27 protein-coding genes are annotated in these 26,319 nt (G+C 64.7%); 12 read left to right on the plus strand and 15 right to left on the minus strand.

Translation table 11 applies throughout. The features are described from left to right. Positions 1-1,167 carry an aspartate aminotransferase family protein gene (locus W911_RS00750; protein WP_041316866.1) on the minus strand — a complete coding sequence of 389 codons (1,167 nt, stop codon included), beginning with the start codon at positions 1,165-1,167 and terminating at the stop codon, positions 1-3. 677 nt (positions 1,168-1,844) lie between these two features. Here W911_RS00750 and W911_RS00755 point away from each other — a divergent pair. Next, positions 1,845-2,408, plus strand: a complete 564-nt coding sequence (locus W911_RS00755) for a GcrA family cell cycle regulator (RefSeq protein WP_023785600.1) — start codon at positions 1,845-1,847, stop codon at positions 2,406-2,408. A 103-nt stretch (positions 2,409-2,511) separates the two neighbouring features. Here W911_RS00755 and W911_RS00760 read toward each other — a convergent pair whose 3' ends face one another. Continuing rightward, positions 2,512-3,009, minus strand: a complete 498-nt coding sequence (locus W911_RS00760) for a DUF2244 domain-containing protein (protein WP_023785601.1) — start codon at positions 3,007-3,009, stop codon at positions 2,512-2,514. 61 nt (positions 3,010-3,070) lie between these two features. Here W911_RS00760 and nth point away from each other — a divergent pair, with 61 nt between their 5' ends. Beyond that, positions 3,071-3,790, plus strand: a complete 720-nt coding sequence (gene nth, locus W911_RS00765; RefSeq protein WP_023785602.1) for an endonuclease III — start codon at positions 3,071-3,073, stop codon at positions 3,788-3,790. Between the two features lie 232 nt (positions 3,791-4,022). On the opposite strand, the gene hisF is transcribed toward nth, so the two are convergent. After that, positions 4,023-4,808, minus strand: coding sequence for an imidazole glycerol phosphate synthase subunit HisF (gene hisF / locus W911_RS00770; protein WP_023785603.1), 786 nt, complete (start codon positions 4,806-4,808; stop codon positions 4,023-4,025). A 373-nt stretch (positions 4,809-5,181) separates the two neighbouring features. After that, positions 5,182-5,910 carry a 1-(5-phosphoribosyl)-5-[(5-phosphoribosylamino)methylideneamino]imidazole-4-carboxamide isomerase gene (hisA, locus tag W911_RS00775; protein WP_023785604.1) on the minus strand — a complete coding sequence of 243 codons (729 nt, stop codon included), beginning with the start codon at positions 5,908-5,910 and terminating at the stop codon, positions 5,182-5,184. Between the two features lie 113 nt (positions 5,911-6,023). Between hisA and W911_RS00780 the strand changes: the two genes are divergently transcribed. The 3 genes from W911_RS00780 (at position 6,024) to W911_RS00790 (ending at position 7,547) form a co-directional block, all read left to right on the plus strand. Beyond that, positions 6,024-6,332, plus strand: coding sequence for a hypothetical protein (locus W911_RS00780; protein ID WP_023785605.1), 309 nt, complete (start codon positions 6,024-6,026; stop codon positions 6,330-6,332). Between the two features lie 221 nt (positions 6,333-6,553). Beyond that, positions 6,554-6,916 carry a hypothetical protein gene (locus W911_RS00785; RefSeq protein WP_023785606.1) on the plus strand — a complete coding sequence of 121 codons (363 nt, stop codon included), beginning with the start codon at positions 6,554-6,556 and terminating at the stop codon, positions 6,914-6,916. A 211-nt stretch (positions 6,917-7,127) separates the two neighbouring features. Further along, positions 7,128-7,547 (plus strand): YciI family protein, encoded by a 420-nt coding sequence (locus W911_RS00790; protein ID WP_023785607.1) that lies wholly within the window; start codon positions 7,128-7,130, stop codon positions 7,545-7,547. Positions 7,548-7,608: 61 nt separating this feature from the next. Here the strand turns inward: W911_RS00790 and pyrE are convergent, their stop codons facing one another. Further along, entirely contained in the window at positions 7,609-8,166 is a 558-nt protein-coding gene (gene pyrE / locus W911_RS00795) for an orotate phosphoribosyltransferase (protein ID WP_023785608.1), read from the minus strand. 156 nt (positions 8,167-8,322) lie between these two features. On the opposite strand from pyrE, the gene W911_RS17980 reads away from it, so the two are divergent. Further along, complete coding sequence (locus tag W911_RS17980; RefSeq protein ID WP_144083465.1) at positions 8,323-8,706, plus strand: hypothetical protein; 384 nt, start codon at positions 8,323-8,325, stop codon at positions 8,704-8,706. Here the strand turns inward: W911_RS17980 and hisH are convergent. Genes hisH through hisB form a run of 3 tightly spaced genes read right to left on the minus strand, consistent with a single transcriptional unit; the run spans position 8,675 to position 10,507 of the window. Further along, positions 8,675-9,328, minus strand: a complete 654-nt coding sequence (hisH, locus tag W911_RS00800; RefSeq protein ID WP_023785609.1) for an imidazole glycerol phosphate synthase subunit HisH — start codon at positions 9,326-9,328, stop codon at positions 8,675-8,677. The genes W911_RS17980 and hisH overlap by 32 nt on opposite strands. A gap of 7 nt (positions 9,329-9,335) precedes the next feature. Beyond that, positions 9,336-9,914 carry a DUF2628 domain-containing protein gene (locus W911_RS17045; RefSeq protein ID WP_023785610.1) on the minus strand — a complete coding sequence of 193 codons (579 nt, stop codon included), beginning with the start codon at positions 9,912-9,914 and terminating at the stop codon, positions 9,336-9,338. After that, positions 9,914-10,507, minus strand: a complete 594-nt coding sequence (hisB, locus tag W911_RS00810) for an imidazoleglycerol-phosphate dehydratase HisB (protein ID WP_023785611.1) — start codon at positions 10,505-10,507, stop codon at positions 9,914-9,916. The genes W911_RS17045 and hisB overlap by 1 nt, the downstream gene beginning before the upstream one ends. A 145-nt stretch (positions 10,508-10,652) precedes the next feature. Here hisB and hslV point away from each other — a divergent pair, with 145 nt between their 5' ends. From hslV to W911_RS00835, 5 genes are all read left to right on the plus strand, one after another. Further along, entirely contained in the window at positions 10,653-11,225 is a 573-nt protein-coding gene (hslV, locus tag W911_RS00815) for an ATP-dependent protease subunit HslV (RefSeq protein WP_023785612.1), read from the plus strand. 44 nt (positions 11,226-11,269) lie between these two features. Then, positions 11,270-12,286, plus strand: a complete 1,017-nt coding sequence (locus W911_RS00820) for a hypothetical protein (RefSeq protein ID WP_023785613.1) — start codon at positions 11,270-11,272, stop codon at positions 12,284-12,286. Positions 12,287-12,310: 24 nt separating this feature from the next. After that, positions 12,311-13,624, plus strand: a complete 1,314-nt coding sequence (gene hslU, locus W911_RS00825) for an ATP-dependent protease ATPase subunit HslU (RefSeq protein WP_023785614.1) — start codon at positions 12,311-12,313, stop codon at positions 13,622-13,624. A gap of 158 nt (positions 13,625-13,782) precedes the next feature. Beyond that, entirely contained in the window at positions 13,783-14,922 is a 1,140-nt protein-coding gene (locus tag W911_RS00830) for a WD40 repeat domain-containing protein (RefSeq protein ID WP_023785615.1), read from the plus strand. An 88-nt stretch (positions 14,923-15,010) separates the two neighbouring features. After that, positions 15,011-15,229 (plus strand): hypothetical protein, encoded by a 219-nt coding sequence (locus W911_RS00835; protein WP_144083466.1) that lies wholly within the window; start codon positions 15,011-15,013, stop codon positions 15,227-15,229. Between the two features lie 29 nt (positions 15,230-15,258). On the opposite strand, the gene trhO is transcribed toward W911_RS00835, so the two are convergent. Both trhO and pip read right to left on the minus strand, forming a co-directional pair. Continuing rightward, positions 15,259-16,071, minus strand: a complete 813-nt coding sequence (gene trhO / locus W911_RS00840) for an oxygen-dependent tRNA uridine(34) hydroxylase TrhO (RefSeq protein WP_023785617.1) — start codon at positions 16,069-16,071, stop codon at positions 15,259-15,261. A gap of 12 nt (positions 16,072-16,083) precedes the next feature. Further along, positions 16,084-17,040, minus strand: coding sequence for a prolyl aminopeptidase (gene pip, locus W911_RS00845; RefSeq protein WP_023785618.1), 957 nt, complete (start codon positions 17,038-17,040; stop codon positions 16,084-16,086). A 138-nt stretch (positions 17,041-17,178) separates the two neighbouring features. On the opposite strand from pip, the gene W911_RS00850 reads away from it, so the two are divergent. After that, positions 17,179-18,012 carry a transglutaminase-like domain-containing protein gene (locus W911_RS00850; RefSeq protein ID WP_023785619.1) on the plus strand — a complete coding sequence of 278 codons (834 nt, stop codon included), beginning with the start codon at positions 17,179-17,181 and terminating at the stop codon, positions 18,010-18,012. A gap of 119 nt (positions 18,013-18,131) precedes the next feature. Here W911_RS00850 and gyrB read toward each other — a convergent pair whose 3' ends face one another. The 5 genes from gyrB to W911_RS00875 form a co-directional block, all read right to left on the minus strand. Next, on the minus strand, positions 18,132-20,570 hold the full coding sequence (gyrB, locus tag W911_RS00855) for a DNA topoisomerase (ATP-hydrolyzing) subunit B (RefSeq protein WP_023785620.1): 2,439 nt from the start codon (positions 20,568-20,570) through the stop codon (positions 18,132-18,134). Between the two features lie 169 nt (positions 20,571-20,739). Beyond that, entirely contained in the window at positions 20,740-21,939 is a 1,200-nt protein-coding gene (gene recF / locus W911_RS00860; RefSeq protein WP_023785621.1) for a DNA replication/repair protein RecF, read from the minus strand. A gap of 226 nt (positions 21,940-22,165) precedes the next feature. Beyond that, on the minus strand, positions 22,166-23,284 hold the full coding sequence (dnaN, locus tag W911_RS00865; RefSeq protein WP_023785622.1) for a DNA polymerase III subunit beta: 1,119 nt from the start codon (positions 23,282-23,284) through the stop codon (positions 22,166-22,168). A 361-nt stretch (positions 23,285-23,645) separates the two neighbouring features. Next, on the minus strand, positions 23,646-25,220 hold the full coding sequence (dnaA, locus tag W911_RS00870; protein WP_023785623.1) for a chromosomal replication initiator protein DnaA: 1,575 nt from the start codon (positions 25,218-25,220) through the stop codon (positions 23,646-23,648). A 112-nt stretch (positions 25,221-25,332) separates the two neighbouring features. Next, a complete protein-coding gene (locus W911_RS00875; RefSeq protein ID WP_023785624.1) occupies positions 25,333-25,779 on the minus strand; it encodes a rhodanese-like domain-containing protein in 447 nt (148 codons plus the stop codon). Between the last annotated feature and the right edge of the window lie 540 nt (positions 25,780-26,319).

Raw genomic sequence — 26,319 nt, forward strand, 5'->3', positions numbered from 1 at the left:
TCAGGTTTGCGATTTGGAAACGGCGGCGAGCGCGCGTGCGAGGCGGTCGAGACCCTCGCTGATTTCGTGCTCTGCGACGTTGAGGGGCGGGATGACGCGCACGACGTTGTCGCCCGCGCCGACGACGAGAAGTCCCTCGGCAAGGGCTGCCGTCACGACGTCGCGCGGCTCAGCGTTCACCTTGATGCCCGTGAGCAGCCCTTGGCCGCGGATCTCGGTGACGAGCGCGGGAAACTGGTCCTGAAGCCGCGCCAAGCCCTGGCGCATATGCTGGCCCTTCTGCTCGACGCCTTCGAGAAAGCCCGGTTCGAGCATGATGTCGAGTAGCGTCGTGCCGACGGCCATGGCCAGCGGATTGCCGCCGAACGTGGAGCCGTGGGTGCCGGGCGTGAGGCCAGCCGCTGCCGCTTCGGTCGCGAGCACCGCGCCCACCGGGAAGCCGCCGCCGAGCCCTTTGGCGACCGCCATGATATCGGGCGCGATGCCGGCCCACTCGTGCGAGAAGAGCTTGCCCGAGCGGCCCATGCCGGTCTGCACCTCGTCGAGCACCAGCAGGATGCCCGCCTCGTCGCAGAGCGCGCGGAGGCCTCTGAGGTAGTCGGCCGGGGGAACGTGGACACCGCCCTCGCCCTGCACGGGCTCGATCATGACGGCGGCCGTCTCCGGGCCGATCGCGGCGCGAACAGCTTCGAGATCGGCAAACGGCACGTGATCGAAGCCCGGCGCTTCGGGGCCGAAGCCTTCGAGATATTTTTCGTTGCCCGCCGCCGCGAGGGTGGCGAGCGTGCGGCCATGGAAAGCGCCGCGGCAGGTCACGATCCGCCACCGCTCCGGCTGCCCGGAGACGAAATGATAGCGCCGTGCGGCCTTGATCGCGCCTTCGCAGGCTTCCGCGCCCGAATTGCAGAAAAATACCCGGTCGGCGAACGTGGCCGCGACGAGCCGCGCGGCCAGGTCTTCCTGGCCCGCGACGCGGTAGAGGTTGGATGTGTGCCAGAGCTTGCCGGCCTGCTCGGTCAGCGCCGCAACGAGCCGGGGATGCGCATGGCCGAGCGCATTGACGGCGACGCCCGAGCCGAAATCGAGATAGCGCGCGCCGTCCTCGGTTTCGAGCCAGGAGCCCTCGCCCCGGGCGAACACGACGTCCTGGCGCGCATACGTCCCCATGACGGCAGGCGGCGCGGAGCGCGACGGGCCCCGAGAGGCACCCGCATCCTGGCTGGACGAGGCTCTGAGGGGTTTGGACATGGCGCCCATCCCACTCCCCAAAATGACGAAAGCCGCCCTTCCGGCGGCTGCGCGAAGCAGGCGTGATACGCCGCTGTTGCTCTCGTGTCAACGGATCGAAGGCCGGCGGGCGGGGCTCGTCCGGTCTCGCCATGAGCCAGGCTCGCCCCATCCAGCGCGGGACGTTATTCGCTGCAATTAATTCCGGGGAAAGGTCGGGAAAGGCCCGCATTACAAGGGACGGCGACTCACTCTGTGGCGAGCGAGCCACTCATTCGCTGTCAATACCCCTAGATCAACTAGGCGCGCCTTGTACAAGAAAAACAAGTTATTGTAGTTTGAGCGGGTCCAGACACGACATGTCGCTGAGTTTGCAGCATGTCCCGCGTACCTCGTCTGGCCTGCGTTCGGACCTTGTACCCTAGCGGCTTTCCGCCCGCCGGTCCGCCCTTAGTTCCGCGTCATCATCAGTTCGCGTTGCGAGCAGCATTTGGCTCTGCTCACGCTTGGCGTGTGTTCAACACATCGCCTCGTCGTGTCCGCCATCGCTCCGTTCGCGCGCCTGCCTGTCCGGGTTCCATGACCCGGAGGCGTTACGCTTTGAGGAGCACCGATCCATGGCTTGGAACGACGAACGGGTTGAGCTTTTGAAGAAGCTGTGGTCCGAGGGGCTCTCTGCCAGCCAGATCGCAGGACGCCTTGGCGGCGTCACGCGCAATGCCGTCATCGGCAAAGTTCACCGCCTCGGCCTTTCCGGCCGCGCGACCACGTCGCGGATGAAGTCGCATCGTCCGCGCACCCGCACGGCCGCCAACGCGCGCCGGGTCCAGCAGAAAACCCGCTTTGCGCCCCAGGGCAATCCGGCGCTTCGCGCGCTCTATCAGCCCGAGGCCGAGCCGTTTACGCCCTCGGTGGAAGAACTCGTGATCCCGCCGAAGGAGCGCCGCACGATCCAGACGCTCACCGAGTGCAGCTGCCGCTGGCCGATCGGCGATCCGCAGGCCGCCGACTTCCACTTCTGCGGCAAGACCAAGGTGGCCGGGCTTCCCTACTGCGAATTTCATGCGCGCCGCGCGTTCCAGCCGCCGCAGCCGCGCCGCCGCGAGCGCGAGATCCAGGAACCGCGCATTCCCGCACTGGCTGCCCAGGGCTCGGAAGACAAGGAATCCGCCGACGTTTGAGGATATCCGCCGCTTCACGCGGCAACCGTTTAGACGGGGGGAAAGGCCGGGCGCTCCGGGGGGCGCGCCCGGCCTTTCATTTGTCGATGACGGATGCCCCGCGTCAGGCGGTGAAGGTTGCGCGGGCGTCGTTGAGGGCGCCCGTGAGAGCACGCGCAAAATCGGCCCGTTCCTCGTCATTCAGGAGGCGCGCGAACTCGAATTCCCGGCCGTGAGAGGCGAGCTTCAGGCGATTGGCGCCGTCGTGACGCTCGCTGAACAGGACGCGAACCCAGTAGGGGTTGAACTCGAAGCTCTCGGATTTGCCCGATGCGGCAACCTGCGTGAGCGTCAGCGTTCGGGGCGTCAGCTCGACCAGCTCGTAAGCGGCGGCGGCGCGATAGTTGAGCTTGAACGCGATATAGACCAGCAGCACGTCGAGCCCGAAGAAGCCCATCACCGGCCAGGCCCCCATGAGCACGAAGGCCATGCCCATGACGAAGCTCGCCGCCCCGATCGCAACCATCAGGATCAGGAAGCCCTCGGGGCTGAGCGAGCGATGGGGGTGGAGAACGGCGCGAAACACGCTCGCGTCGGCCGATGCGGGTCCGGTATCATTCATGCGGTTAGCCTACTCGTAGAGTCGGGTTATCCTACTTTCAGGGTCAGAATTGTCAAAGCGCATGAGCACCGCACCCCGTTCCTCCTCCGCAAACCCGCCGCGCAAAAAGCCTGGAGCCGCCAAGGGGCGGGGGCGAAATCGCGGACTTACGCCGGCTGAGGTCGCGGAGGTCTTTCGGCGGTTTCAGGCGGCCGATCCAGAACCCAAGGGCGAGCTCGAGCATTCGAACCCTTACACGCTGCTCGTCGCCGTGGTGCTGTCCGCGCAGGCGACGGACGCAGGCGTCAACAAGGCGACGCGCGCCCTGTTCCAGAAAGCCGATACGCCGGAGAAGATGGTCGCACTCGGCGAGGACGTCGTGCGCGAGCACATCCGAACCATCGGGCTTTTCCGCGCGAAGGCGAAAAACGTCATTCTGCTCAGCGAGCGGCTGATCCGCGAATTCGCCAGCGAAGTGCCGCAGGATCGCGACGCGCTCGAAACGCTTCCGGGCGTCGGGCGCAAGACGGCGAACGTGGTCATGAACGTCGCATTCGGCGCGCCGACGATGGCTGTCGATACGCACGTGCTGCGCGTCTCGAACCGCATCGGGCTTTCGGACGGCAAGACACCGCTCAAGGTGGAAGAGGATCTACTCGCGAAAATCCCGCAGGAGTACGGCGTGTTCGCGCATCACTGGCTCATCCTGCACGGGCGTTATGTGTGCAAGGCGCGCAAGCCCGAATGCCCCCGATGCCTGATCCGCGATCTCTGCCGATATCCGGACAAGACGCCGGGGTGAAACGGCCAGAGGCCCCGCTCCCGCTGTCATCCCGGAAAGGCGGAGGCGCGTCTATGCTTCCGCGCTTTCAGCACGACCCGAAGCCCTATCCTGGACCCAGCGCAATGCTCGTCGAAGACGCGATATTTCGCGATAGAAGCTTTTCCTAGGTCCCGGCTCTGCGTTCCGTCATGCTGGAAGCATGCCTCCGGCATGACGCTCCACTTGGCCGGGATGACAGGTGGTCGTCGTGTCAGGCCACAGGGCGGTCGAGGCGGACGGCGATGCCGGCGTCGGCCATGTGCTTCTTCGCTTCGCCGATGGTGTAGGTGCCGAAGTGGAAGATGGACGCGGCGAGCACCGCGCTCGCATGGCCGTCGCGGACGCCGTCCACCAAGTGGTCGAGATTTCCAACACCGCCCGACGCGATGACAGGCACAGGAACCGCATCAGAAACAGCTCGAGTCAACGCGATGTCGAAACCGGCCTTGGTGCCGTCGCGGTCCATGGACGTGAGAAGGATTTCGCCCGCGCCGAGCGCGACGACCTCTTTCGCATAGTCAATCACGTCGATGCCGGTGGGCTTGCGTCCGCCGTGCGTGAAGATCTCCCAGCGCGGCGGCTCGCCTTCCGCCGACACGCGCTTGGCGTCGATGGCGACGACGATGCACTGCGCGCCGAACTTCTCGGACGCTTCGCGCACGAACTCGCGGTTGAACACGGCCGCCGTGTTGATCGAGACCTTGTCGGCACCGGCTTCGAGAAGTTTTCGGATGTCGTCCACGGTACGCACGCCGCCGCCGACCGTCAGCGGCATGAAGCAGCGCTCGGCCGTGCGTTCCACCACGTCGAAGATCACGTCGCGCGCTTCGTGCGACGCCGTGATGTCGAGAAAGCAGAGTTCGTCCGCGCCCGCCGCATCATAGGCCGCGGCGGCCTCCACGGGATCGCCCGCATCCACCAGATCCACGAAGTTCACGCCTTTGACGACGCGACCGTCTTTCACGTCAAGGCAGGGGATGATGCGAGTTTTCAGCATGGTGTCTCTGCTCATGTCCCGACGGAAGCGGGCATCTTATTTTCGCGCTCCCGGTATCATAGTCTCCGTACCCGCCACAAGGATATGAGGGTGCAGTATGTTCGTTACCGCTTCGAGCGACTGGATGGTTCTTTTGGCCGCGGCGTGCGCGCTGTCCGTGCTTGCGACCCTCGTCATCCGACGGCGCAGGACTTCGAGGCATCGCGGCGGACAGCATCCCACAAACCACGACCAGAGTTACGCGCCCCACTGGGGTGGCGCAGATACGACGTCGCGCTCCAAGAATTCGGATTCGTCCACGCGTTCGGATTGCTCCGACAGCGGGGGAGGCAGCGATGGCGGCGGAGGAGGCGGCGACTAGCGCGCCAGTGCATCACGCCGCCGCGAGCAGTTCCAACGCTTCCTTGGGGTCGATGCGTCCGTCGTAGAGCGCGCGGCCCGTGATCGCGCCCTCCAGAATGCTGTACTCCGGCGTCAGCAGCGCCTTCACATCCTCGATGGACGCAAGGCCGCCCGAGGCCACGACCGGGATCGAGACGGCGCGCGCGAGTTCGGCCGTTGCGGGCAGGTTGAGGCCGGTCAGCACGCCGTCGCGGTCGATGTCGGTGTAGACGATCGCCGCCACGCCCGCGTCCTCGAAGCGGCGCGCCAGATCGATGGCCGTCAGTTCCGACGTTTCGGCCCAGCCTTCGACGGCGACTTTGCCGCCGCGCGCATCGATGCCGACGGCGACGCGGCCGGGAAAGCTCTTGCAGGCTTCGCGGACGAGGTCCGGATCGCGCACGGCGGCCGTGCCAAGAATGACGCGGCGAATGCCGCGCGCGAGCCACGTCTCAACGGTTGCGAGATCGCGGATACCGCCGCCGAGCTGCACGGGCATCGTGGTGGCCTTCAGAATCGCGCTCACCGCGTCGGCGTTCACGGGGCGGCCCGCAAAGGCGCCGTTCAAATCGACGATGTGGAGATATTTGAAGCCCTGGCGCTCGAAGGTCTGGGCCTGGTCCACCGGGTCGTCGTTGAAGACCGTCGCCTCGCTCATTTCGCCGAGCTTGAGGCGGACGCACTTGCCATCCTTCAGGTCGATGGCCGGAAATAAAATCACACTAGGCCCCCTCGTTCTTGCCTTCGCGGGGCGGCTCGTTCCGCCATATGTTTGCTATGATATTGCCCGATCAATAGAGTTTGTCGCCAAGCGTCAAGTCCGTGTGTTCACATATGCCAGCCGTTTTTCACGCGTTATCGCCGCAGCCCGGGGCCGCCGCGCCTCTCACGGAGGATCATGCGATCGAGATCTGGATCGCCCGCTGGCTGCGTGTCCGGCGTGTCGATCTCGTCCGGCGCTATGGCTGCGACGCGCGGCGGCTCTACGAAATCTGGCAAGAGGACAGATTCGCGGGAAGCCGCGACAAGGCGCTCGAAGCCTTCGCTGCGCGCTTTCCTTCCCTCGTCGACCGCATCGATGCCGGGCCGCATGTGCGCGTTTCACGCACACCTCATCCCGATCAGCTTCATATGTTCGATTGAGAAAATCCGGTTAGCGCTTTGACGTCGCCGCGATTATCCATGTTCGGTGTGTTGCGGACATGTTCGTCATGCGCGCTCCGTTCGCCACTGTCTCTCCATAGCCGCACCGCGATGAGAACAAAATTCGAACGGACTCTAGACGCCCACAGCGACTCATGACACGTTCTCTCTACGTTCTCACCGCGTCCCCCACACTGCTCCTTGCCCACGGAGAGCCCCTCATGCGCACCTACCTCATCTCTTACGATCTCGCGAAGCCCCACCTCATCAAGCACGTCGTCGCCCAGGCGATCATGGCTGCCGGCCAGAGCTGGGCCCGCCCCCTGGAACAGACCTGGTACGTGCGTTCGGAGGAGAGCGAGGAAGCGATCGAAGCGAAGATGATGCGCATCCTCGAAGCCGAGGACGGCCTCCTGATCCAGCGCGTGAAGGACGAGGCCGTGCTGACGAACACCTCGATCCGCTGGTTCAAGCAGCGCCAGGCCGGCGTCGAGGCCGGTGGCGACAGCAACATCATCGCCTTCCCGCCTCCCGCCCCCGGCGCGCCGGACGAGCCGGAGCTGCCGTTTGCGAAGGCGTCATGATCTCAGAATTTGGCGAGTGGCGCGGGGTTTCCCCATCTCTCCCCGCCCCCCCAACCCCGCTCCGCTCGCCCGGAAGGGAGGCTTTTGGCCTCCCTTTTTTCTTGTCCGAAGCGGCGGGCTAAGAAAAATGTCGGAGCCAGCCGCGGCGGCTCGTCGTTCCGTCATGCGGAGCCCCACGGCAACCGCGCAGGCACGGAGCGGAGGACAGCCCATGCGTTACATGATCCTGATCAAGGCGACGGCGGACAGCGAAGCAGGCGTCATGCCGACCGCGGACGCGATCAGCGAAATGGTCGATTACCACGAGGAACTGGCGAAGGCTGGCGCGCTCGTGAACGCCAACGGGCTTATGGCCACGTCGCACGGCTGGCGGCAGAAGTACGAGGGCGGCAAGCGCGTCGTCACCGACGGACCGTTCGCGGAATCCAAGGAATTGATCGCGGGCTACACGATCATCGAGGTCGCAACGCCGGACGAGGCGCTCGACTGGTTCAAGCGCTTTCCGAACCCCTACTACGGGGCTGACGGGGAGATCGAGATGCGCCGCGTCTTCGATCTCGACGATCTCGGCGACAGCGAGGGCGTCGAGCGGTTCCGTAAGCTGGACGCGCAGGGGAAGAGCGGCAGCTAGAGCGTTTTGATGAAACCGATGATTCACGCTTCGGACTGATAGGGTCCGAAGCGATCATGGTCTAGCGGTCGAGGAAATCGCTGGCTTTGAATAGGGAGGCGAAGGGGATGCCCGCGTCGGCGTAAAGTTTCGACGCGCCTTCCTCGCGATCCAGGATCGAGATCACGAGCACGATGTCCGCGCCCGCTGCCTTGAGCGCTTCGACGGCCTTCATTGCGGAGCCGCCGGTCGTCGTCACGTCTTCCACGATGGCAACGCGCTTGCCGGAGACGTCGGAGAGGCCGTCGATCAGCTTTTTCGTGCCGTGATCCTTCACCGTCTTGCGAACGAAGAAGCCGGGGAGCGCGCGGCCTTCGCGGCGACCGACGATCGAGACCGGAGTGATCAGCGGCACGGCGCCCATTTCGAGGCCGCCCACGATGTCGGCGTCGGTCTCGGCGATGCGTGCATAAATGAGTTCGGCCAGAAGCTCCGCGCCTTCGGGATCGAACATGGTGGGCTTCATGTCGAAGTAGTGGTCGCTCTCCTTGCCGGAGGCGAGCACCACGTGGCCCTTCACGAACGACTTCGTGCGGACGATTTCGTAGAGGCGCGCTTGCGCGTCGGTGGTGGTTGTCATACTGGCCCCGCCTTGGACAATGCCTGCTCATAGATGCCGCGCCACCCGGCGTCCACACCCCCATTGTTAAATAACCAGCGCATTGCACTAGACGTGGGAAAGTTTTTGATCTCTATTTGTTCTCAATCGAGTCGCGATCTGAGGAAGGAATTGGTCATGGCCAACCTTGTCGTTTCGTACACTCTTCGCGGGAGCGAAAACTACGCGGTCATTGCTGAAGTGATCCACAATCTTGCGTCGCACTATGCGCACACCGACGAGAGCGAATATCGGATTATTACGCCGTATTCTGCGGAATCGGTTGAAGCGATGTTGACGAGCGTCATGGCAACGGACGACGAGCTTCGAGTATACACAGTATCAGATGCCCGCACAGTGAATGCTGATCCTGAATGGCATTACGGCGCGCAATGGTATGCAGCATCTAAGAGCGCTGCAAATTCCCTTCTTCGAAAGCTCCGTAACGCCGGCCGCCTTCGTCGGGCAGCCCGGCGTTCCATGGTGGTCTCTACGGCTTCCACCTCAGGAAGTTGGCGATGAGGGCGAGGCCGAGGGCCTGGCTCTTTTCGGGGTGGAATTGCGTGCCTGCCACGTTGTCTTTCGCGATCATCGCGGTGACGGGGCCGCCGTAGTTCGTTTCGGCGACAACCGCGCTCCTGTCCTCCGGGACGTAATGGTACGAGTGCACGAAATAGGCGTGCAGCCCCTTTGCGCCGGTCGGGATGCCATCGAGCAGCGGGTGGGGGCTTTTCACGTCCAACGTGTTCCAGCCCATGTGGGGAATCTTCAACGTAGGGTCGGATGGCTCAATCGCGCGCACCTCGCCCGCGATCCAGCCCAGGCCCGGTGTGGTTTCGAATTCGAGGCCGCGGCTCGCGAGAAGCTGCATGCCGACGCAGATGCCGAGGAAGGGGCGGCCACGTGCGTGCACGGCCTCTTCGAGCGCGTCGTGCATACCCGGCACAGCTTCGAGCCCGCGGCGGCAATCGGCAAACGCGCCGACGCCCGGCAGCACGACGCGATCCGCGCTCCTCACATCCTCGGCGCGGGCGCTGACGACGATCTGGGCATCCGCTCCCGATTCACGTGAAGCGCGTTCGAAGGCTTTCGCTGCCGAGTGCAGGTTCCCGGAGCCGTAATCGATGATGACAACACGCTGCATGGAGGGGTCAGTTTCCGATCGGGGATTTGCGGGTCAACCGCGAAGACAGGCGACGAAGTAGCGTCTCGGCGCGCGAGACGGCATCGGGATGCGAAGACATGGACGCGGCAGTTGGCGGCGACGCCCACGGGAACAACGGCGCTTCGGCGGGTTTCTCCGCGTTCAGCGTCGGCAGCCACGCGCCGAAGAAGCGGCGTTCGGCTTCCTCGACGTTGCCGCCGCCGACGCTGCCGAGTTCTTTCCAGCCGGCGCGAACGAGCGAGGCGCGCTGCACGCTCGCCGCTTCGAAGCCGGTGATCACGTTGAGCAGAATAAAGCCCCACGTGATCCATTGGCTTCCGGTGTCCAAGGTCTGCAACGCGTGAACGAGGGCGACGGCTGCGACGACGTACATCAGAAGTCCGATCCATTCGCGCTTCACCGCGAGATAGAGCGGACCGAAGAACAGCGCGCGCCAGGAGAAGCCGTCCGCCACGAATACGAGGCGCTCGGCGCGCTCCAGCGGCAGGCCGGCGTTGTCCTCCGGCTCGTAGACCGAGAACGTTTTCGAGCCCGACGCGGAACCAAAGGGCCAAATCCGGATCATCAGGCGAGCATTCCTTTCGTGGAGGGAACACGGCCGGCCTGGCGCGGATCTGCGGTGATCGCGGCGCGCAATGCGCGGGCGAGGCCCTTGAAGCACGTCTCGGCGATGTGATGGTTATTGTCGCCGTAAAGCGTGGCGACGTGCAGCGTGATGCCCGCGTTCTGGGCGAACGCCTGGAACCATTCGCGGAACAGCTCTGTGTCCATCTCGCCGACCTTCGGCTGCGAGAAGTTCACCTGCCAGACCAGGAACGGACGGCCGGAGACGTCAATCGCGACGCGCGTTAACGCTTCGTCCATCGCGAGGTGCACGTCCGCATAGCGCGTGATGCCCTGCTTGTCGCCGAGCGCCTTGGCCACCGCCTGGCCGAGCACGATGCCCGTGTCCTCGGTGGTGTGATGGAAATCGATATGCAGGTCGCCCTTGGCTTCGAGCTTGATGTCGATCAGCGCATGGCGCGCAAGCTGCTCCAGCATGTGATCGAGAAAGCCAACGCCGGTCGAGATCTCGTAGCTGCCGGTGCCGTCGAGATCGACGGTGGCCGAGATCTGCGTTTCCTTGGTCCTGCGTGTGATCGTCGCTTGCCGCTTCACGGGGGATCCTCGCCGCGCCATTATTGCCTTGGAGAACCCAAGCGTCTATCAGCTTCGAGGGTCTGGGGCCAGTAGAGCCCCAGTATCACCCATGGCGGCAAACACGCGCTTAAGGCTGGCGTCCCTCCCTGGAATTCAAGGTAAAATGTCTCAAATTCCGCAGAACACCGCCGACGGCGCCTCGTGGCACGCCACCACCATCCTCACAGTCCGGAAGGATGGGCGGGTGGTGATCGCGGGCGACGGACAGGTGAGCCTTGGCGCGACCATCATCAAGTCCAACGCGCGCAAGGTGCGACAGCTTGGCAAGGGCGGCGTGATTGCCGGTTTTGCCGGTGCAACCGCGGACGCGTTCACCTTGTTCGAGCGCCTGGAAGCGAAGCTCGAACAGTATCCCGGCCAGTTGATGCGGGCCGCCGTCGAACTTGCGAAGGATTGGCGCACCGACCGTTTTCTCCGCCGCCTCGAAGCGATGATGATCGTGGCGGATGCGGATGTGACGCTCGTGCTCACCGGCACGGGCGACGTGCTCGAACCCAAGGACGACGTCATGGGCATCGGCTCGGGCGGCATGTACGCGCTGGCCGCGGCGCGGGCGCTCCTGGATCAGCCGCTCGATGCGGAAGCCATTGCGCGGCGCGCGATGGGCATCGCGGGCGAGATCTGCGTCTATACGAACAGCAATCTCGTCGTCGAAAGCCTGCCGTCTTCGAAATAGCCGGGCGGCGGAACGGTCGTAGCCGAAAAAAGCGCGGAACCAGCATGATCCGGAACGAGCACCTCGACCTGGCGGTGGCGCAGGGCATCCTCACGGCGGACCAAGCCGAGCGGCTTCGCACGCTGGCGAAGGGCGGCGATGCAGACGCGAACAACGCACGCGATCACGCCAATCCGGACGACGAGCGCTTCCGGCTGATCGGCGGCTTCAACGACGTGTTCGTCACCATCGGCATCGCGCTTCTGGTGAGCGGCCTTTTCACGCTTTCCAGAGCGTTCCATTTCGAACCGGGATTCGGGGTGTTCTGCGTCGCGGCGGCGTGGGGCCTGTCCGAGTTTTTCGCACGGAAAATGCGGCTCGCGCTGCCGTCCATCGCGCTGGCCCTGATGCTGGCGCTCGGTTCCGCCTTCGGCGGCGGCGAACTCGGACATCTGATCTCGTCCGAGTTCGCACCCATTGCATCCGCCCTCGCGGTCGTGCTCGGCGCCGTGCTGCACGAACGGCGCTTCGGCGTGCCGGTGAACTGGGCGATTGGCGCCGTGGGGCTCTCCTTCGCTCTTGTCTACACCGCAAGCTTGATGGTCGACCACGCCTGGTACCTGCTCTTCGCCCTGCTCGGGCTTGCGATTTTCGTTGTCGCGTTGCGCATCGATGCAACCGACATCACCCGCGAGACGCGCCGGAGCGACATCGCGTTCTGGCTGCATCTCGTCGCCGCGCCGATGATCGTGCACGGGACGATCCCTCTCCTCATCGGCGCGCCGGAAGGCATGAACGTCGCGCAGGCGGTTGCCGTGCTCGGCATTTATGCGGTGCTCGGTCTTGTCGCCATCGTCATCGACCGGCGCGCCCTTCTCGTTTCGGGACTTCTCTATGCGGGCGTCGCGCTCGGCTACCTCTTGAACGAGAATGTCGAGACCAGTTTCGGCTCGTCGCTCACGTTGCTGGCTCTCGCCGTCATCGTGCTCGGACTTTCTGCCGGCTGGCGGACGATCCGGCGCGCTCTGATTCCGCTTCTGCCGCTCGGCGCGCTTAAGCAGTCCATCCCTCCGGCACATTGACCGGCTTCATCTGACGGATCCCACATGACCACTTTCTCGCCGCGCGAAATCGTCTCCGAGCTCGACCGCTACATCGTCGGTCAGGGCGACGCCAAACGCGCCGTCGCCATCGCGCTCCGGAACCGCTGGCGCCGCCAGCAGATCGAAGGACCTCTGAAAGACGAGGTTTTGCCGAAGAACATCCTGATGATCGGGCCCACCGGCGTCGGCAAAACCGAGATCGCGCGCCGCCTCGCCAAGCTCGCGGGGGCGCCGTTCCTTAAAGTCGAGGCGACGAAGTTCACGGAAGTGGGCTACGTGGGCCGCGACGTGGAGAGCATCATCCGCGATCTCGTGGAGGTGGGGCTCGGGCTCGTGCGCGATACGAAGCGCCGCGAGGTGCTCGCGCAGGCAGAGAAGAACGCGGAGGAGCGCGTGCTCGACGCGCTCGTCGGGCCGGGCGCGCAGCCCGCCACGCGCGATTCCTTCCGTAAGCGGCTGCGTGCGAACGAGCTCAACGACAAGATCATCGAAATCCAGGTGACGGATACGGGCGGCGGAATGCCCATGCTCGACATCCCGGGAATGCCCGGCGCCTCGATGGGCGCCGTCAACCTTGGCGACATCTTCGGCAAGATGATGGGCGGGCGCACGAAGCCGCGGCGCGTGACCGTCAAGGACAGCTATCCGCTGCTTATCGCCGAAGAGAGCGACAAGCTGATCGACAATGACCAGATCACGAGCGAGGCCATCCGCGCCGTCGAGAACAACGGCATCGTGTTCCTCGACGAGATCGACAAGATCTGCTCGCGCGGCGAAGGCGGGCGCTCGGGTGCCGAAGTCTCGCGCGAAGGCGTGCAGCGCGATCTGCTGCCGCTGATCGAGGGCACGAGCGTCTCCACCAAGTACGGGCCGGTGAAGACCGATCACGTGCTGTTCATCGCGTCGGGCGCGTTCCATGTGGCGAAGCCTGCCGACCTGCTTCCCGAGCTGCAAGGGCGGCTTCCGATCCGCGTCGAGCTGAAGGCGCTGTCGCGCGAGGACTTCCGCCGCATCCTGACCGAGCCCGAGGCAAGCCTGATCAAGCAGTACATTGCGCTGATGGCAACGGAAGGCCTCAGTCTCGTGTTCACCGAAGACGCCATCGATGCGCTCGCGGACGCGGCCGTGCTCGTCAACTCGACGGTCGAGAACATCGGCGCACGGCGGCTTCAAACCGTGATGGAGCGCGTGCTCGACGAGATTTCGTTCGAGGCCTCCGATCGGAATGGAGAGACGTCGACCATCGACGCGGCTTACGTGACGTCCCGCGTCGGCGAGCTTGCGAAGAATACGGATCTTTCCAAGTTCATCCTGTAACGGCCGCGAACACGCGGGCCGAATTCTTGGCGCTTGCCGGGAGATTTTCCCATTCGCCATGCAATCGGCTGCGCGCGTGCTGCCGAATGTTCTTGCGAGCCGTGCCTGGGCGGATCAATACTGACGATATAACAAAACATAATTCGGAGGCGCGCCCCATGGCCCAACACGCGCGCGGCATCGCCAGTGCTGCGGTCGCCTTTTCGCTGTTGCTCGCGCTCGGCGCAACCGCGCCATCCGCCGAGGAGGCCACCCCGAAGCTTGCATCGTCGCTTACGCTTAAAGGGCACACGGCCGACGTCTGGTCCGCCACCTTCAGCCCGAACGGCAGCCGCATTCTGACTGCCTCCGCCGATCGCACCGCACGGGTGTGGGACGCCAAGTCGGGCGATCTCCTGCTGACGCTCACGGGCCACGAGGAAGGCGTGCGTCATGCGGCCTTCAACGCCGATGCGAGCCTCGTCGTCACGGCCTCGCGCGATATGACGGCGCGGCTTTGGGATGCCAAGACGGGCCGCGAAATCGCCGTGCTCGGGGGGCACGAGCAGATGCTCGAACAGGCCGAGTTCAGCCCCGATGGCGCACGCGTCGTCACGGTGCCGCACGCGAACACCGGCAAGCTCTGGGACGGCAAGACTGGGCAGCTCATCGCGGATCTCGCGGGCCACGAGGGCTACATGACATGGGCGGCATTCAGCCCCGACTCGAGGTTGCTCGTCACGGCGTCGGCCGACAAGACGGCGCGGATCTGGGACGCGGCGACGGGGAAGCCGGTCCTGACACTCAACGGACACACGAGCCTCGTCAGCTCCGCAACGTTCAACAGCGATGGCGCCCGCATCTTCACCACGTCCTCCGACAAGACGGGACGCATCTGGGACACGAAGACAGGCGAGCAAATCCGCGCCTTCGCAGGCGGGCATACGCGCGCCGTGCTGCGCGGCGAGTTCAGCCCCGATGACCGGCGCGTGATCACGGGCGGCGCCGATCGCATCGCGAACGTCTGGGACGCCGAGACCGGCGAGAAACTCCTGACGCTCGACGGCAAGCACCGGCGCAACCTCTCGACGGCAATGTTCAGCGCGGATGGCACGCTCGTCCTCATCTCGTGCCACGACAGCAGCGCGAGGCTGTGGGACAGCACGACGGGCGCGTCGATTGCCTGGCTCGCGGAACATGGCAAGGCTGTCGAGGCAGCCGAGTTCAGCCCCGACGGACGGCAGGTGATCACCGCCTCGTTCGACGGCACGGCCAAGGTATGGGATCTCCCCCTCGGTACGACAAACTCTGAGAAATGATCGTCTTCTTCTGGCGTTCGGCGCGGCAACGCGGCTAAGTTGACGCAACTTGCGTCTGCCTCATGCCGTTCTCGCGCTGGACCAATCCATGAAATCATTCATCGTCATCGCCATCGGCGGCATCGTCGGCCTGCTCGCCGGCTGGATTGCGACCGCCGCCGCTGTCGTCATGTTTGGCGAACAGCTCGGGCTTTCGAACTTCGAAGGTCAGCGCGACCTCATGGCGGCCTTCGGCTATGGTCCGGCTGGCGGCCTGGTGGGGCTCATCATCGGCGTGTGGATCGGACGGCGTCTGTCCCCCGCCTGACCGCGAGACGCCCGCAGGATCGGAGCGGTCTATCTCGCCGCCGCGTGCATCTTCGGGCACTGGGCACTGTGGCGCTCTTCCTCGTCCGCTGCGACAGGCGCACCGCAGGCCCGGCACATCACGTGCGAGCCAGGCGTTACGCCATGCTCAAGCGCGACGCGCTCATCGAACACGAAGCACTCGCCCCGCCACAGGCTTTCCTCAGGCGGCACGGTCTCCAGGTATTTGAGAATGCCGCCTTCGAGGTGATAGACCTCGGGAAAGCCCTGCGACAGCAGATAGGCGGATGCTTTCTCGCAGCGAATGCCGCCTGTGCAGAACATGGCGACGCGGGTGTGCTTCTCGGGGTCGAGATTGGCGGCGACGAATTCCGGAAACTCGCCAAACGTGCGCGTCTCGGGATCGACCGCATCCTTGAAGGTGCCGATGGCGACCTCGTAGGCGTTCCTCGTATCGAGGACGAGCACGTCAGGATCGGCGATCAGCGCGTTCCAGTCCTCCGGCTTCACATACGTTCCGACTTGCTTCGTCGGGTCGGCCTCGGGGCGCCGCAAGGTTACGATCTCGCGCTTGAGCCTCACCTTGAGGCGTCCGAACGGCGGAGCATCGACGTAGGATTCCTTGCTCACGAGATCGGCGAAGCGAGGATCGGATCGGAGGTTCGCGAGAAGATTGCGAATGCCCCCATCCGATCCAGCAACGGTGCCGTTGATGCCTTCCGGCGCGACGAGGATCGTGCCCGTGATCTCTTCCGCACGCGCAAGATCCAGCAACCGCTCGCGGAGCGCGGGCGGGTCGGAAATTGCAACGAACTTGTAGAATGCTGTGACGGTGACGGACATGGCTCGCGTGGCTTACGCCATTCCCGCAAGGCTGTCGACGGCGCGCTTCATCGCCTCGAACACGCCCGGTTCCGTCATCGCGTGCCCCGCCGACGGTACGATTTCGAGCCGCGCCGACGGCCACCGCCTGGCCAGTTCATAGGCGGCGCGCGGCGGACAGAGCAGGTCGTAGCGGCCTTGCACGATCACACCGGGAATTCCGGCGAGCCGCCCGGCGCCGTTCAAAAGCTGATCCGGCGCGAGAAAGAAATGGTTGGCGATGTAGTGCGCTTCCATGATCGGGGTCGGCGGCAGTCGTCCGGTTCGCGGCATATCGTCTGCAAGAACGGTTTCTCCCGGCGCGAACTCCGACATGATGCGCTCGAAGCGATTCCATCGATGGGCCGCGGGATCGCGCACGGTCGGGTCTGTATCGGTGAGGCGCGCGACGTAGGCCGCAATCGGATCGGCGCGCTCAGCTTCCGGCAGCGGGGCTAGGAAGCTCGCATAGAGATCGGGTCGCAACTCGGCCGGGCCACGGCGAAACGCCCACTCCACTTCGGCGTCCGTGCCGAGGAAGACCGCACGCAGCACGAGGGCCGACACCCGCTCGGGGTGGGCCTCGGCATAGGCGAGCGCGAGCGTCGAGCCCCACGATCCGCCGACGACCAGCATCTTTTCGAAGCCCATGTGCGTGCGGATGCGCTCGATGTCGGCCACGAGGTGCTGCGTGGTGTTGGCGCGGGTTTCCAGATACGGATGGCTTCGGCCCGCGCCGCGCTGGTCGAAGAGAACGGCGTGAAAGCGGTCGCCGTCGAACAGACGCCGGTGCGCGTGCTGGGCGCCGCTGCCCGGCCCGCCATGCAGAAAGAGCGCGGGAATGCCGCCTTTCCGGCCGACCTCCTCCACGTAAATCCAATGCCCCTCACCGACGTCCAGCATGATGGCATCGAACGGGCGCGGCGGCTCTGGCAGTGACATGGACGTCATGAGTGACGGGTTCTCCGGTGACCTGCCAAGCCGTGGCGCGGCATCCGTACGTGATTCAAACCACACGGCCGGTGCGCCGATGGAACGGCCCCTCACTTAACAGCGTTACGCTTAGGCCCCAACAGAGGTCTATCGCGCATGCTTATCAAGTATGGGTTCGGAATCGCAATCACCGTGCCCCAGCCCACATCTCTTATCACGCTGCTCGACATACGGGACCACCGCCGCCCCGACGTGATCGACGAAAGCGCTTTCGGCACAACGCCGGACGTGCCCGTCTCGATATACCGCGATCAGTTCGGCAACGTGTGCCGGCGCATGATTGCGCCTGCCGGAGAATTCTCCATCACGCTGGGCGGCACGATCCAGGATTCGGGCGTCCCCGACCTCGTGGACCCCTCGCTTCGCGAAATCCCGGTTGCAGAATTGCCTGACGATGTCCTCGTCTATCTGCTCGGCAGCCGCTACTGCGAGACCGACCGCATGAGCGAGATCGCCTGGGCGCACTTCGGCACCATGACACCGGGATGGCAGCGGGTAGAGGCCATCGTCGACTTCGTGCATCGGCGGATCGCGTTCGGCTATCACCACGCGCGCGATACGCGAACCGCGGCCGAAGCCTACGAAGAACGCGTGGGCGTGTGCCGCGATTTTGCGCATCTCACGATCGCGCTTTGCCGTGCACTCAACATTCCGGCGCGCTACGTCAACGGCTATCTGGGCGATATCGGCGTGCCGAAGGATCCCGCGCCCATGGATTTCAGTGCGTGGTGCGAGGTCTATCTCGGCGGGCGATGGTGTGCCTTCGATGCGCGCCACAACAGACCGCGCATCGGGCGTATCCCCGTCGCCTACGGCCGCGACGCGACGGACGTTCCCCTCGTACACTCGTTCGGCCAGCATACCCTCACGACGTTCAAAGTCTGGACGGACGAGATCGTGGCGATGGCGCCGGGCCAAGTCGCAGCGTAATACGCCGACGTTTTCCGAGCGCGTTCGCCTCATGCCGCCGGGCAGCATCGGATCGGCTACATGCGATCCGATCCAACGCCGAAAACCCGCGGGCGGCTATTTCTCGGCTATTCTGGCCGTTAGACGTCCAGGTTGGCGACGCTGAGCGCGTTCTCCTGGATGAATTCGCGGCGCGGCTCGACGACATCGCCCATCAGCTTCGAGAAGATCTCGTCCACTTCCGTGACGTCGCCGATCTTGACCTGCAAAAGCGTGCGCGCATCGCGGTCGAGCGTCGTTTCCCAAAGCTGGTCGGGGTTCATCTCGCCGAGGCCTTTGTAGCGCTGCAACGACAAGCCTTTGCGGCCGGCTTCGTAAATCGCGTCGAGCAGCGCGCGCGGGCCGCTGATATCCAGCGTCTCGGTCTTGCGGCGCAGCTTCGTGCCTTGCCCATAAACTTCCGCCAGGTGCGCACGCTTTTCGTTGAGCCGGCGCGCATCCAGGGATGCGAGCAAGGCGCGGTCGAGGGCGTGCGCCTCCGTCACGCCGCGGACCTCGCGGCGGAACAGGAAACCATCGTTGCCGTAGGTGCCCGACCAGCCCTTTTCCGTCTCTTCCGCGATCTCGTTCAGGCGCGCGGCGACGGTTTCGGCCGCGGCGTTCGCAGAGGCTGCCGACTGGATGAGCGCCGGATCGAAAGCGCCTGCGATTGCGGCCTGCTCAACCATGGACCGCGAATAGCGCGAGTGGAGCTGATCCACGAGCCCGACGATCCCGCGCGCCTGATCGACGATGTCGCGCAAGTCCGGCCCGGCACGCTCGGCGCCGCCGGTGGTCAGGACCGTATCTTCGAGGCCTGAATCGATCAGGTAATCCTCCAGCGCGCGCTGGTCCTTCAGGTAGGCGCTGCTGCGGCCGCGCTGCACTTTGTAAAGCGGCGGCTGGGCGATGTAGACGTGCCCGTTCTCCACCAGCTCCTGCATCTGCCGGTAGAAGAACGTGAGCAGAAGCGTGCGGATGTGTGCGCCGTCCACGTCGGCGTCCGTCATGATGATGATCTTGTGGTAGCGCAGCTTCGAGAGATTGAAGTCGTCGCGGATGCCGGTGCCGAGCGCGCCGATGATGTTCGTCACCTGCTCGGACGAGAGCATCTTGTCGATGCGTGCGCGCTCGACATTGAGAATCTTACCTCGGATCGGCAGCACGGCCTGGTACTCGCGCTTGCGGCCTTGCTTTGCGGAGCCGCCGGCCGAGTCGCCTTCGACGATGAAAAGTTCGGTATTGGTCGGATCGCGATCCTGGCATTCGGCGAGGCCACCCGGCAGGCGCATTCCGTCGAGCGCACTCTTGCGCCGTGTCAGCTCGCGGGCCTTGCGTGCCGCCTCGCGGGCGAGCGCCGCCTCGACGATCTTGCCGACGATGGTCTTGGCCTCTTTCGGGTGCTCTTCGAACCACGCCAGAAGCTCTTCGAAAACCGCGCTTTCGACAACGGGCTTCACCTCGGACGAGACGAGCTTGTCCTTGGTCTGGCTGGAGAACTTCGGGTCCGGCACCTTGACGGACAGCACGCACGTGAGCCCCTCGCGCGCATCCTCGCCCGAGAGATCCACCTTCTCCTTTTTCGCGATTCCGCTATCGGCGGCGTACTTGTTGATGACACGCGTCAGCGCCGCGCGGAAGCCTGCGAGATGCGTGCCGCCGTCCCGCTGCGGGATGTTGTTGGTGAAGCACAGCACGTTCTCGTGATAGCTGTCGTTCCACGACAGCGCGACCTCGACGCCCACGCGATCCCTCTCGGCGCGAACCATGATCGGCTCGGGGATGAGCGACTGGCGCGAGCGATCGAGGAAGCGCACGAACGCCGCTGTGCCGCCCTCGTACATGAACTCCTCGCGCTTGACGTCGGCGTGGCGCGCATCCGTCAGCACCACCTTGGCGCCCGAGTTGAGGAACGCGAGCTCGCGCAGACGGTGCTCCAGCGTTGCGTAGTCGAATTCCACCATCGTGAAGGTCTGGGGACTCGGCAGGAAGGTGACTTCCGTGCCGCGTTCGCCGCCGGCGTCGCCCACGACCTTCAACGGCGCGACAGCCTCACCGTCGCGGAATTCGATCACGTGTTCCTTGCCGTCGCGCCAGACGCGCGCCCTGAGCCACGTCGAGAGCGCATTGACCACCGACACGCCCACGCCGTGCAGACCGCCCGACACCTTGTAGGAGTTCTGGTCGAACTTGCCGCCCGCGTGCAGCTCGGTGAAGACGATCTGCGTCGCCGAGCGCTTCGGATCGTGATCGTCGTCCTGCTTGATGCCGGTGGGGATGCCGCGGCCGTCGTCGCGCACGGTGCACGAGCCGTCCGGGTTCAGCGTCACCTGACACGAATTCGCGTGGCCGGCGAGAACCTCGTCGATGGCGTTGTCCACCACCTCGTAGATCATGTGATGAAGACCGGACCCATCGTCGGTGTCGCCGATGTACATGCCGGGGCGTTTGCGCACGGCTTCGAGGCCCTTCAGCATCTTGATGCTGTCGGCGCCATAGTCCTCGGCCGGGGGCAGTTTCTTGGCAGGTTCAGCGCTCATTCGATCCCTGTCGCACGGTTCTGATTTCGTTGGCGCGAAGTCTATCACAGCGTCCGCGCGAAAGGTGCAAAAAAGCACGTTTTAAACGCCTCGATCGGCGCCGAATTGACCTTGTTTTTCAGTATTTTATTTGGGTGCGGCGGCAAGTCCGAATTGCACGCCTCGCGCCTCAGCCGGCGCGTGTCACAAAGCCGTCCGATACGCGCCAAAACTGCGCTCTTCCCGCAAGGCTCGAAAACGCGTCGCGATCGGTTCCCGTCATCCACGCTTGCGTGCCGAGACGCAAAAGCTCTTCGAACAATGCGGCCCGGCGATCGCCGTCGAGGTGAGCCGTCACCTCGTCGAGCAACATCATCGGCGCCACGCTGTCGCGCCGCGCCGTGACGAGTTCTGCGTGGGCGAGCAACAGCCCCATCAGGAGCGCCTTCTGCTCGCCGGTCGAACACAGACGCGCCGCCGTCTGCTTCGGTCCGTGCGCCACCGCCAGATCGCTTCTGTGCGGACCATCGAGCGCACGCCCGGCTCCACGGTCGCGCTCGCGCACCTCGCGCAGGCGGCGCGCGTAGGCATCTTCCACATCGACGGCGGGGCGCGTCGCGAGATCGGCATCCACCGCCCCTTCGAGCGCGACGTCGCTCCAGGGAAACGGGCTTTCGGGATCGCGCGTGCGCCGCGCGGCAATGACGGCTCCCAGCGCGGCCACAGCCTCCGCGCGCGCCGCGGCCATGGCGATTCCCATCTCGGCCATGACGAGTTCGAAACCGTCAAGTTCCGCGCTACGCGTCACGCCGTCGGACAGGAGGCGATTGCGCTGCGCCATCGCGCGTTCGAAACGGTTTGCGCGCGTACGGTGGCCCGTGTCGAAACAGACGATGAGCCGGTCGAGGAAGCGGCGGCGTTCGGATGCGGGGCCGGTGAAGAGGCCGTCCGTCGCGGGCGTGATCCAGACCATCTCGACGTAATCGGCGAGCGCGCCCGAGCCCGACTTCGGCTCGCCGTCGATGCGGACGAGACGCGCGGCGGGGCGGTTGTCGTAGCGTTCCGTGGCGGTGCGGCCGGTGCCGATGGTGACGGGACCGACAGCGGTGTGCACGCGCGCCGCGACCGACCAGCTTCCGTCGCCGCCTGTCTTCGCGAGGTCGGCGAGCGGCGCTTGGCGCAGCCCCTGTCCGGGCGCAAGCAGCGACACCGCTTCAAGCACATTGGTTTTTCCGGAGCCATTGGGGCCCGTCAGCACGACGGGCTCAGGTCCGAGTTCCAGCGCCGCCGACGCGTACGTGCGAAAGCCCGTCAGCGAGAGACGCTCGACCCAGAGGCGGGAAGCGGCTTGCTCCTCGGCAGACGCTTCATGTGTCGTGGCAGAGACCAAGCGCGCATCTCTTTCGCGTTGAGCCTTGTGGCTATCTTCTCCAGCTCTTCTTATCAGCGGAGAGCATAGCGAAACCCGGAGGCATGTCTGGATCCCGGCCTCCGCCGGGATGACGTCTTTTTGCTGGCCGACGGCAACACCACCGTCACACCGGCGTCATGGCGGGGCCATGCTTCGCATGGACGGACGGCCGGTGCCCAGATCCGCCGAAATGCCTGGCCGGCTCCTACACGCGCATCGGCATCAGAACGTAGAGCGCGGCTTCGTCCTCGGCGTCGCGGATCATGGTCGGCGAGCCGGGATCGGCCAGGAGGAAACGGGCTTCGTCGCCTTCGAGTTGGCCGGCGATGTCGAGCAGATACTTCGCGTTGAAGCCGATTTCGAGCGGAGAGGCGGAATAGGTGACCGCCAGTTCCTCGGTCGCGCTGCCGCCTTCCGGGTTGTTGACCGAGAGAACGAGCTTGTCTTTCGCGAGATTGAGCTTCACGGCGCGGCCACGCTCGCTCGCGATTGTCGACACGCGATCGACGGCGCTGATGAACGCGGCGTTCTCGACGCGCAACTCCTTGTCGTTGTTCTGCGGGATGACGCGGCCGTAATCGGGGAAGGTGCCATCTATCAGCTTCGACGTCAGCGTGACGGAGCCGATCTCGAAACGCACCTTGGCCGGCGAGACCGCGACGCTCACCGTCTCGGCGCTGTCTTCGATCAGGCGCTGCAGCTCGTGCACCGTCTTCCTCGGGATGATGACGCCCGGCATCCCCTCCGCGCCCGCGGGACGCGTCAGTTCCGCCTGCGCGAGGCGATGACCATCGGTTGCGACAGCGCGCAGCGTCGGTCCGTTTCCGGCGTCGGCGATGTGCAGGAAGATGCCGTTCAAATAATAGCGCGTCTCTTCGGTGGAGATGGCAAAGCGCGTCTTGTCGATGAGCCGCTTCAAATCCTTGGCAAGGACGGCAAAGCTATGCCCAAGCTCGCCCGCGGCGAGATCGGGGAAGTCCTCGGGACCGAGCGTCTGGAGCGCGAAGCGTGCCTGACCGGCGGCCAGCGTCAGGCGCTCTTTCTCGGCGTCGCGGCGAATGTCCACCTGGCTGCCCTCAGGCAGCTTGCGAACGATGTCGTGGAGGATGTGCGCGGGCACCGTAACGGCACCAGCCGCGCCAACCTCCGCCTTGACCTCCTCGGTCACTTCGCGTTCGAGGTCGGTGGCCTTGAGCTCCAGCGTTTGACCCGACGCCCGGATCAGCACGTTGGAGAGAATGGGGATCGTTGTCCGCCGCTCTACCACGCTCGTCACATGCCCGAGCGCTCTCAGGAGTTCACCGCGTTCGATCACTAGACGCATCAGTAGCCTCGACTTGCCTCAACATTGCCAAAACCGCCTCACCGCGAGGCGGCAATCGCAGGTGGGACGAAAGCGTGCCGTCGGGCCCCGGTCGCCCTGCGGGATGAAGGAGGCTCTGCTTCCGTCATGGATGGAGAATTGGCGTGCGACGCACAACTTGACCCGATCAAGGCCGCCTTTTCAAGGGGGCCGGTTGATTCGTACGGACATTATCTCATGTCCACGCCGGTTTATGGCAGGGGCGTCCCAGAAAACTTCGGGAGCAGCATCCGAAGACGCCGCTCCCGCCCCGCTTAGGTGTGGCGCCGATCTCCCTCGATCCGCCACACCCGCTGCTCAAACTTTGTTTTTTCTCAATGCTTTAATGGCCGTTGAGGAGCTTCTTCAGATCGTCGATCTCGTCGCGCAGGCCCGCGTCGCCGGCAATGACGCCCTCGATCTTGCGGATCGCATGGAGCACCGTCGTGTGGTCGCGGTTGCCGAAGCGGCGGCCGATCTCCGGCAGCGAGCGATGGGTGAGCTGCTTCGCCAGATACATGCCGATCTGGCGCGGCCACACTACCGAGCGGTGACGGCGCTGCGAGAGAAGATCGCCCTTCGAGACGCCGAAGTGGCGCGAGATGATCCGCAGGATGTCCTCGATCTTGATGCGGCGCGGCTCGACGCCCTGGAACAGGTCGCGGACGACCGTCTCGGCGATGTCGAGCGTGACGGGCGCGCGCATGTGCTGCCACGTAAGGTACAGCCGGTTGACCGCACCTTCGAGCTCACGGCCGCTTTCGGTCAGGCGGCTTGCAAGGATCTCGGTGACTTCGCGCGACAGCTCGAAGGCGGGATCGAGCAAGCGCTTCTCGGCGACGCGCTGTTCGACCACGCGCATCCGAAGCTCGTAGTCGAAGCCGCCGATCTCCGCGACGAGGCCGCGCTGGAGGCGCGAGCGCATCCGCTCGTTGAGGCGTTCGATTTGGGCAGGATGGCGCGCCGACGCCACCACCACCTGACGGCCGCCGTCGAGCAGCGCATTGATGATGTGGTCGAACTCCTGCTCGGTCTTCTCACCCTGCATGAACTCAAGGTCGTCGATCAGCAGAATGTTGATGCCGCGGAACTTCTCCTTGAAGGAGGACGGGTCCTGCGAGCGCAGCGCCTCGACGAACTGATAGCGGAAGCGTTCGGCGGTGAGATAGAGCACCTGCGCATTCTCCGCGCGGCGCTTCACTTCCCAGGCGATGGCCTGCAGAAGGTGCGTCTTTCCGAGACCGACCGACGAATAAAGGTAGAGCGGGTTGAACGCCGGGCTGTCCGTCAGCACGGTTTCCGCGACCTGGATGGCGCCAGCGTGGGCCATGCGGTTCGAGCTGCCGACAACGAACGTGTCGAAGGTGTGATGCGGATCGAGCGGCGAGCCTTCGAAGCCGTCCACACTGGTGCGGCCTGCGACCGGGCGCGCAAGGTTTGCACGTACGGGCTCGAAACCGCCAAGAGCGCGCGGCTCGGCAATCGTCTCGCGCGGCTTCAGAGCGGGCGCTTCGGCGAGGGCCGCACGGGCTGCCGCGCTGCCGCCCGGCTGACGCACCGAGACGTCGACGTGCTCGACCGTCTTGAACTCGGATTTGCAGCACATGAGCAGCTCGTCCATGTAGTGCGACTGAATCCATTTGCGCAGGAACTTCACCGGCACAGAGACCTTCACGGTCTTGCCGTCGAAGCCGTCGAACTCAAGCGCGTTGAACCAGCTCGAATAGATGTCGTCGCCGAGGCGGGCACGCAGCGTTGCGCGCACCTTCGCGCCCTTGCCTTCAGCTCCCGTGCCCTCGGTCACCGGGAGTTGGCCCGCGTCGGCCAGACCGGTAGCATCGGCGCGCACGCCCGACGCCCCGCGCTGAGGCCGTTCGGTTGCCTGAAAAGACAGCTCCGCTTTAGAGATCGCTTGCATTGCTTTGTACCCCGCACTTGTTATTTCTGCCTCTTGCCGAGACAGAAGCCTCATGACGCGCCCCGTTCGCCCAAACGGGACGGCGCCAAATCCTTCAAAAAGTTCGCTCTTCTTATCCCTGTCGCCAGGGCAACCCAGCCGCCTTCCAACCCGCGACGGCGCCTCGTTTTCTGTCGGGGCCTAACGGCCCCTCGAAGCCATCCGCCACATTTCGGCAGCGCGTGTAACCTGCCTCAGCCATCGCCGCCGCTGCCGCCTCGCTGCGCGCTCCGGACCGGCACAGAAAAAAAATTTCCGCATCCTTCGCCACCCCGACTTGCCCGAGCAACGTGGCAAGCTTTCCGACGAAGTCCGGATCGACCCGGCTATCGGGAAACGTCTGCCACTCGACGGCCAGCACCTGCTTGCCTACGGTCTCAAGATCCGGCAGCCCGACAAACGTCCATTCCGCACGCGTCCGAACATCGACCAGAGCAGACCCGGCGTCGGTTTTAAGACGTTCCCATGCCGCATCGGCGGGGACATCCTCGATTTCGACGTTTCCGGCCAACCCCTTCACTCCAACTCTTCAGTATCGCCGACCGAGGCCAAGACAAACGGCCAGCACAGTCAAAACCAAATAGACTCCTGCATTCCCCCAGAATTACGCACGCGCACCCCGCTGCATTTGAGCAGGATACTTGCACTCCACTGAAGGACTGAAGAAATCAGGATGACGCTACGCAAACAAATCCCGATCCAGGGCGTGGCGATACTCGGTTTTTTACCATGATCGTCCCGCCGCGCTGGCAAGGTCTCTTTTAACGGGTTGGTAACCACTTCGCAAGCTGGCGAACGGGTGGAGAAGCGCCGACGCAAGTCGAGGACAGCGTGTGCGTGCAAGGTGGAAAACTTGAGTCCTATCCACAGGACCGGTGGGCAAACGCCTTGAGGTGAAAGCCTAATCGTCATGCGGCCAGGAGGGCGCGAAAAAGAAATGCGGCGCCCGTGTGTCGAGCGCCGCATGGCTACTTTTTTGTTTGTGTGGGTGGGGGGAGGATCGTCTCTCCCCGGGGCCGCCACTTGAGGGCGACGCGGTGCGCCCTCGAAGAATCCGCGA

This window comes from Hyphomicrobium nitrativorans NL23 (assembly GCF_000503895.1).
Lineage (GTDB): Bacteria > Pseudomonadota > Alphaproteobacteria > Rhizobiales > Hyphomicrobiaceae > Hyphomicrobium_C > Hyphomicrobium_C nitrativorans.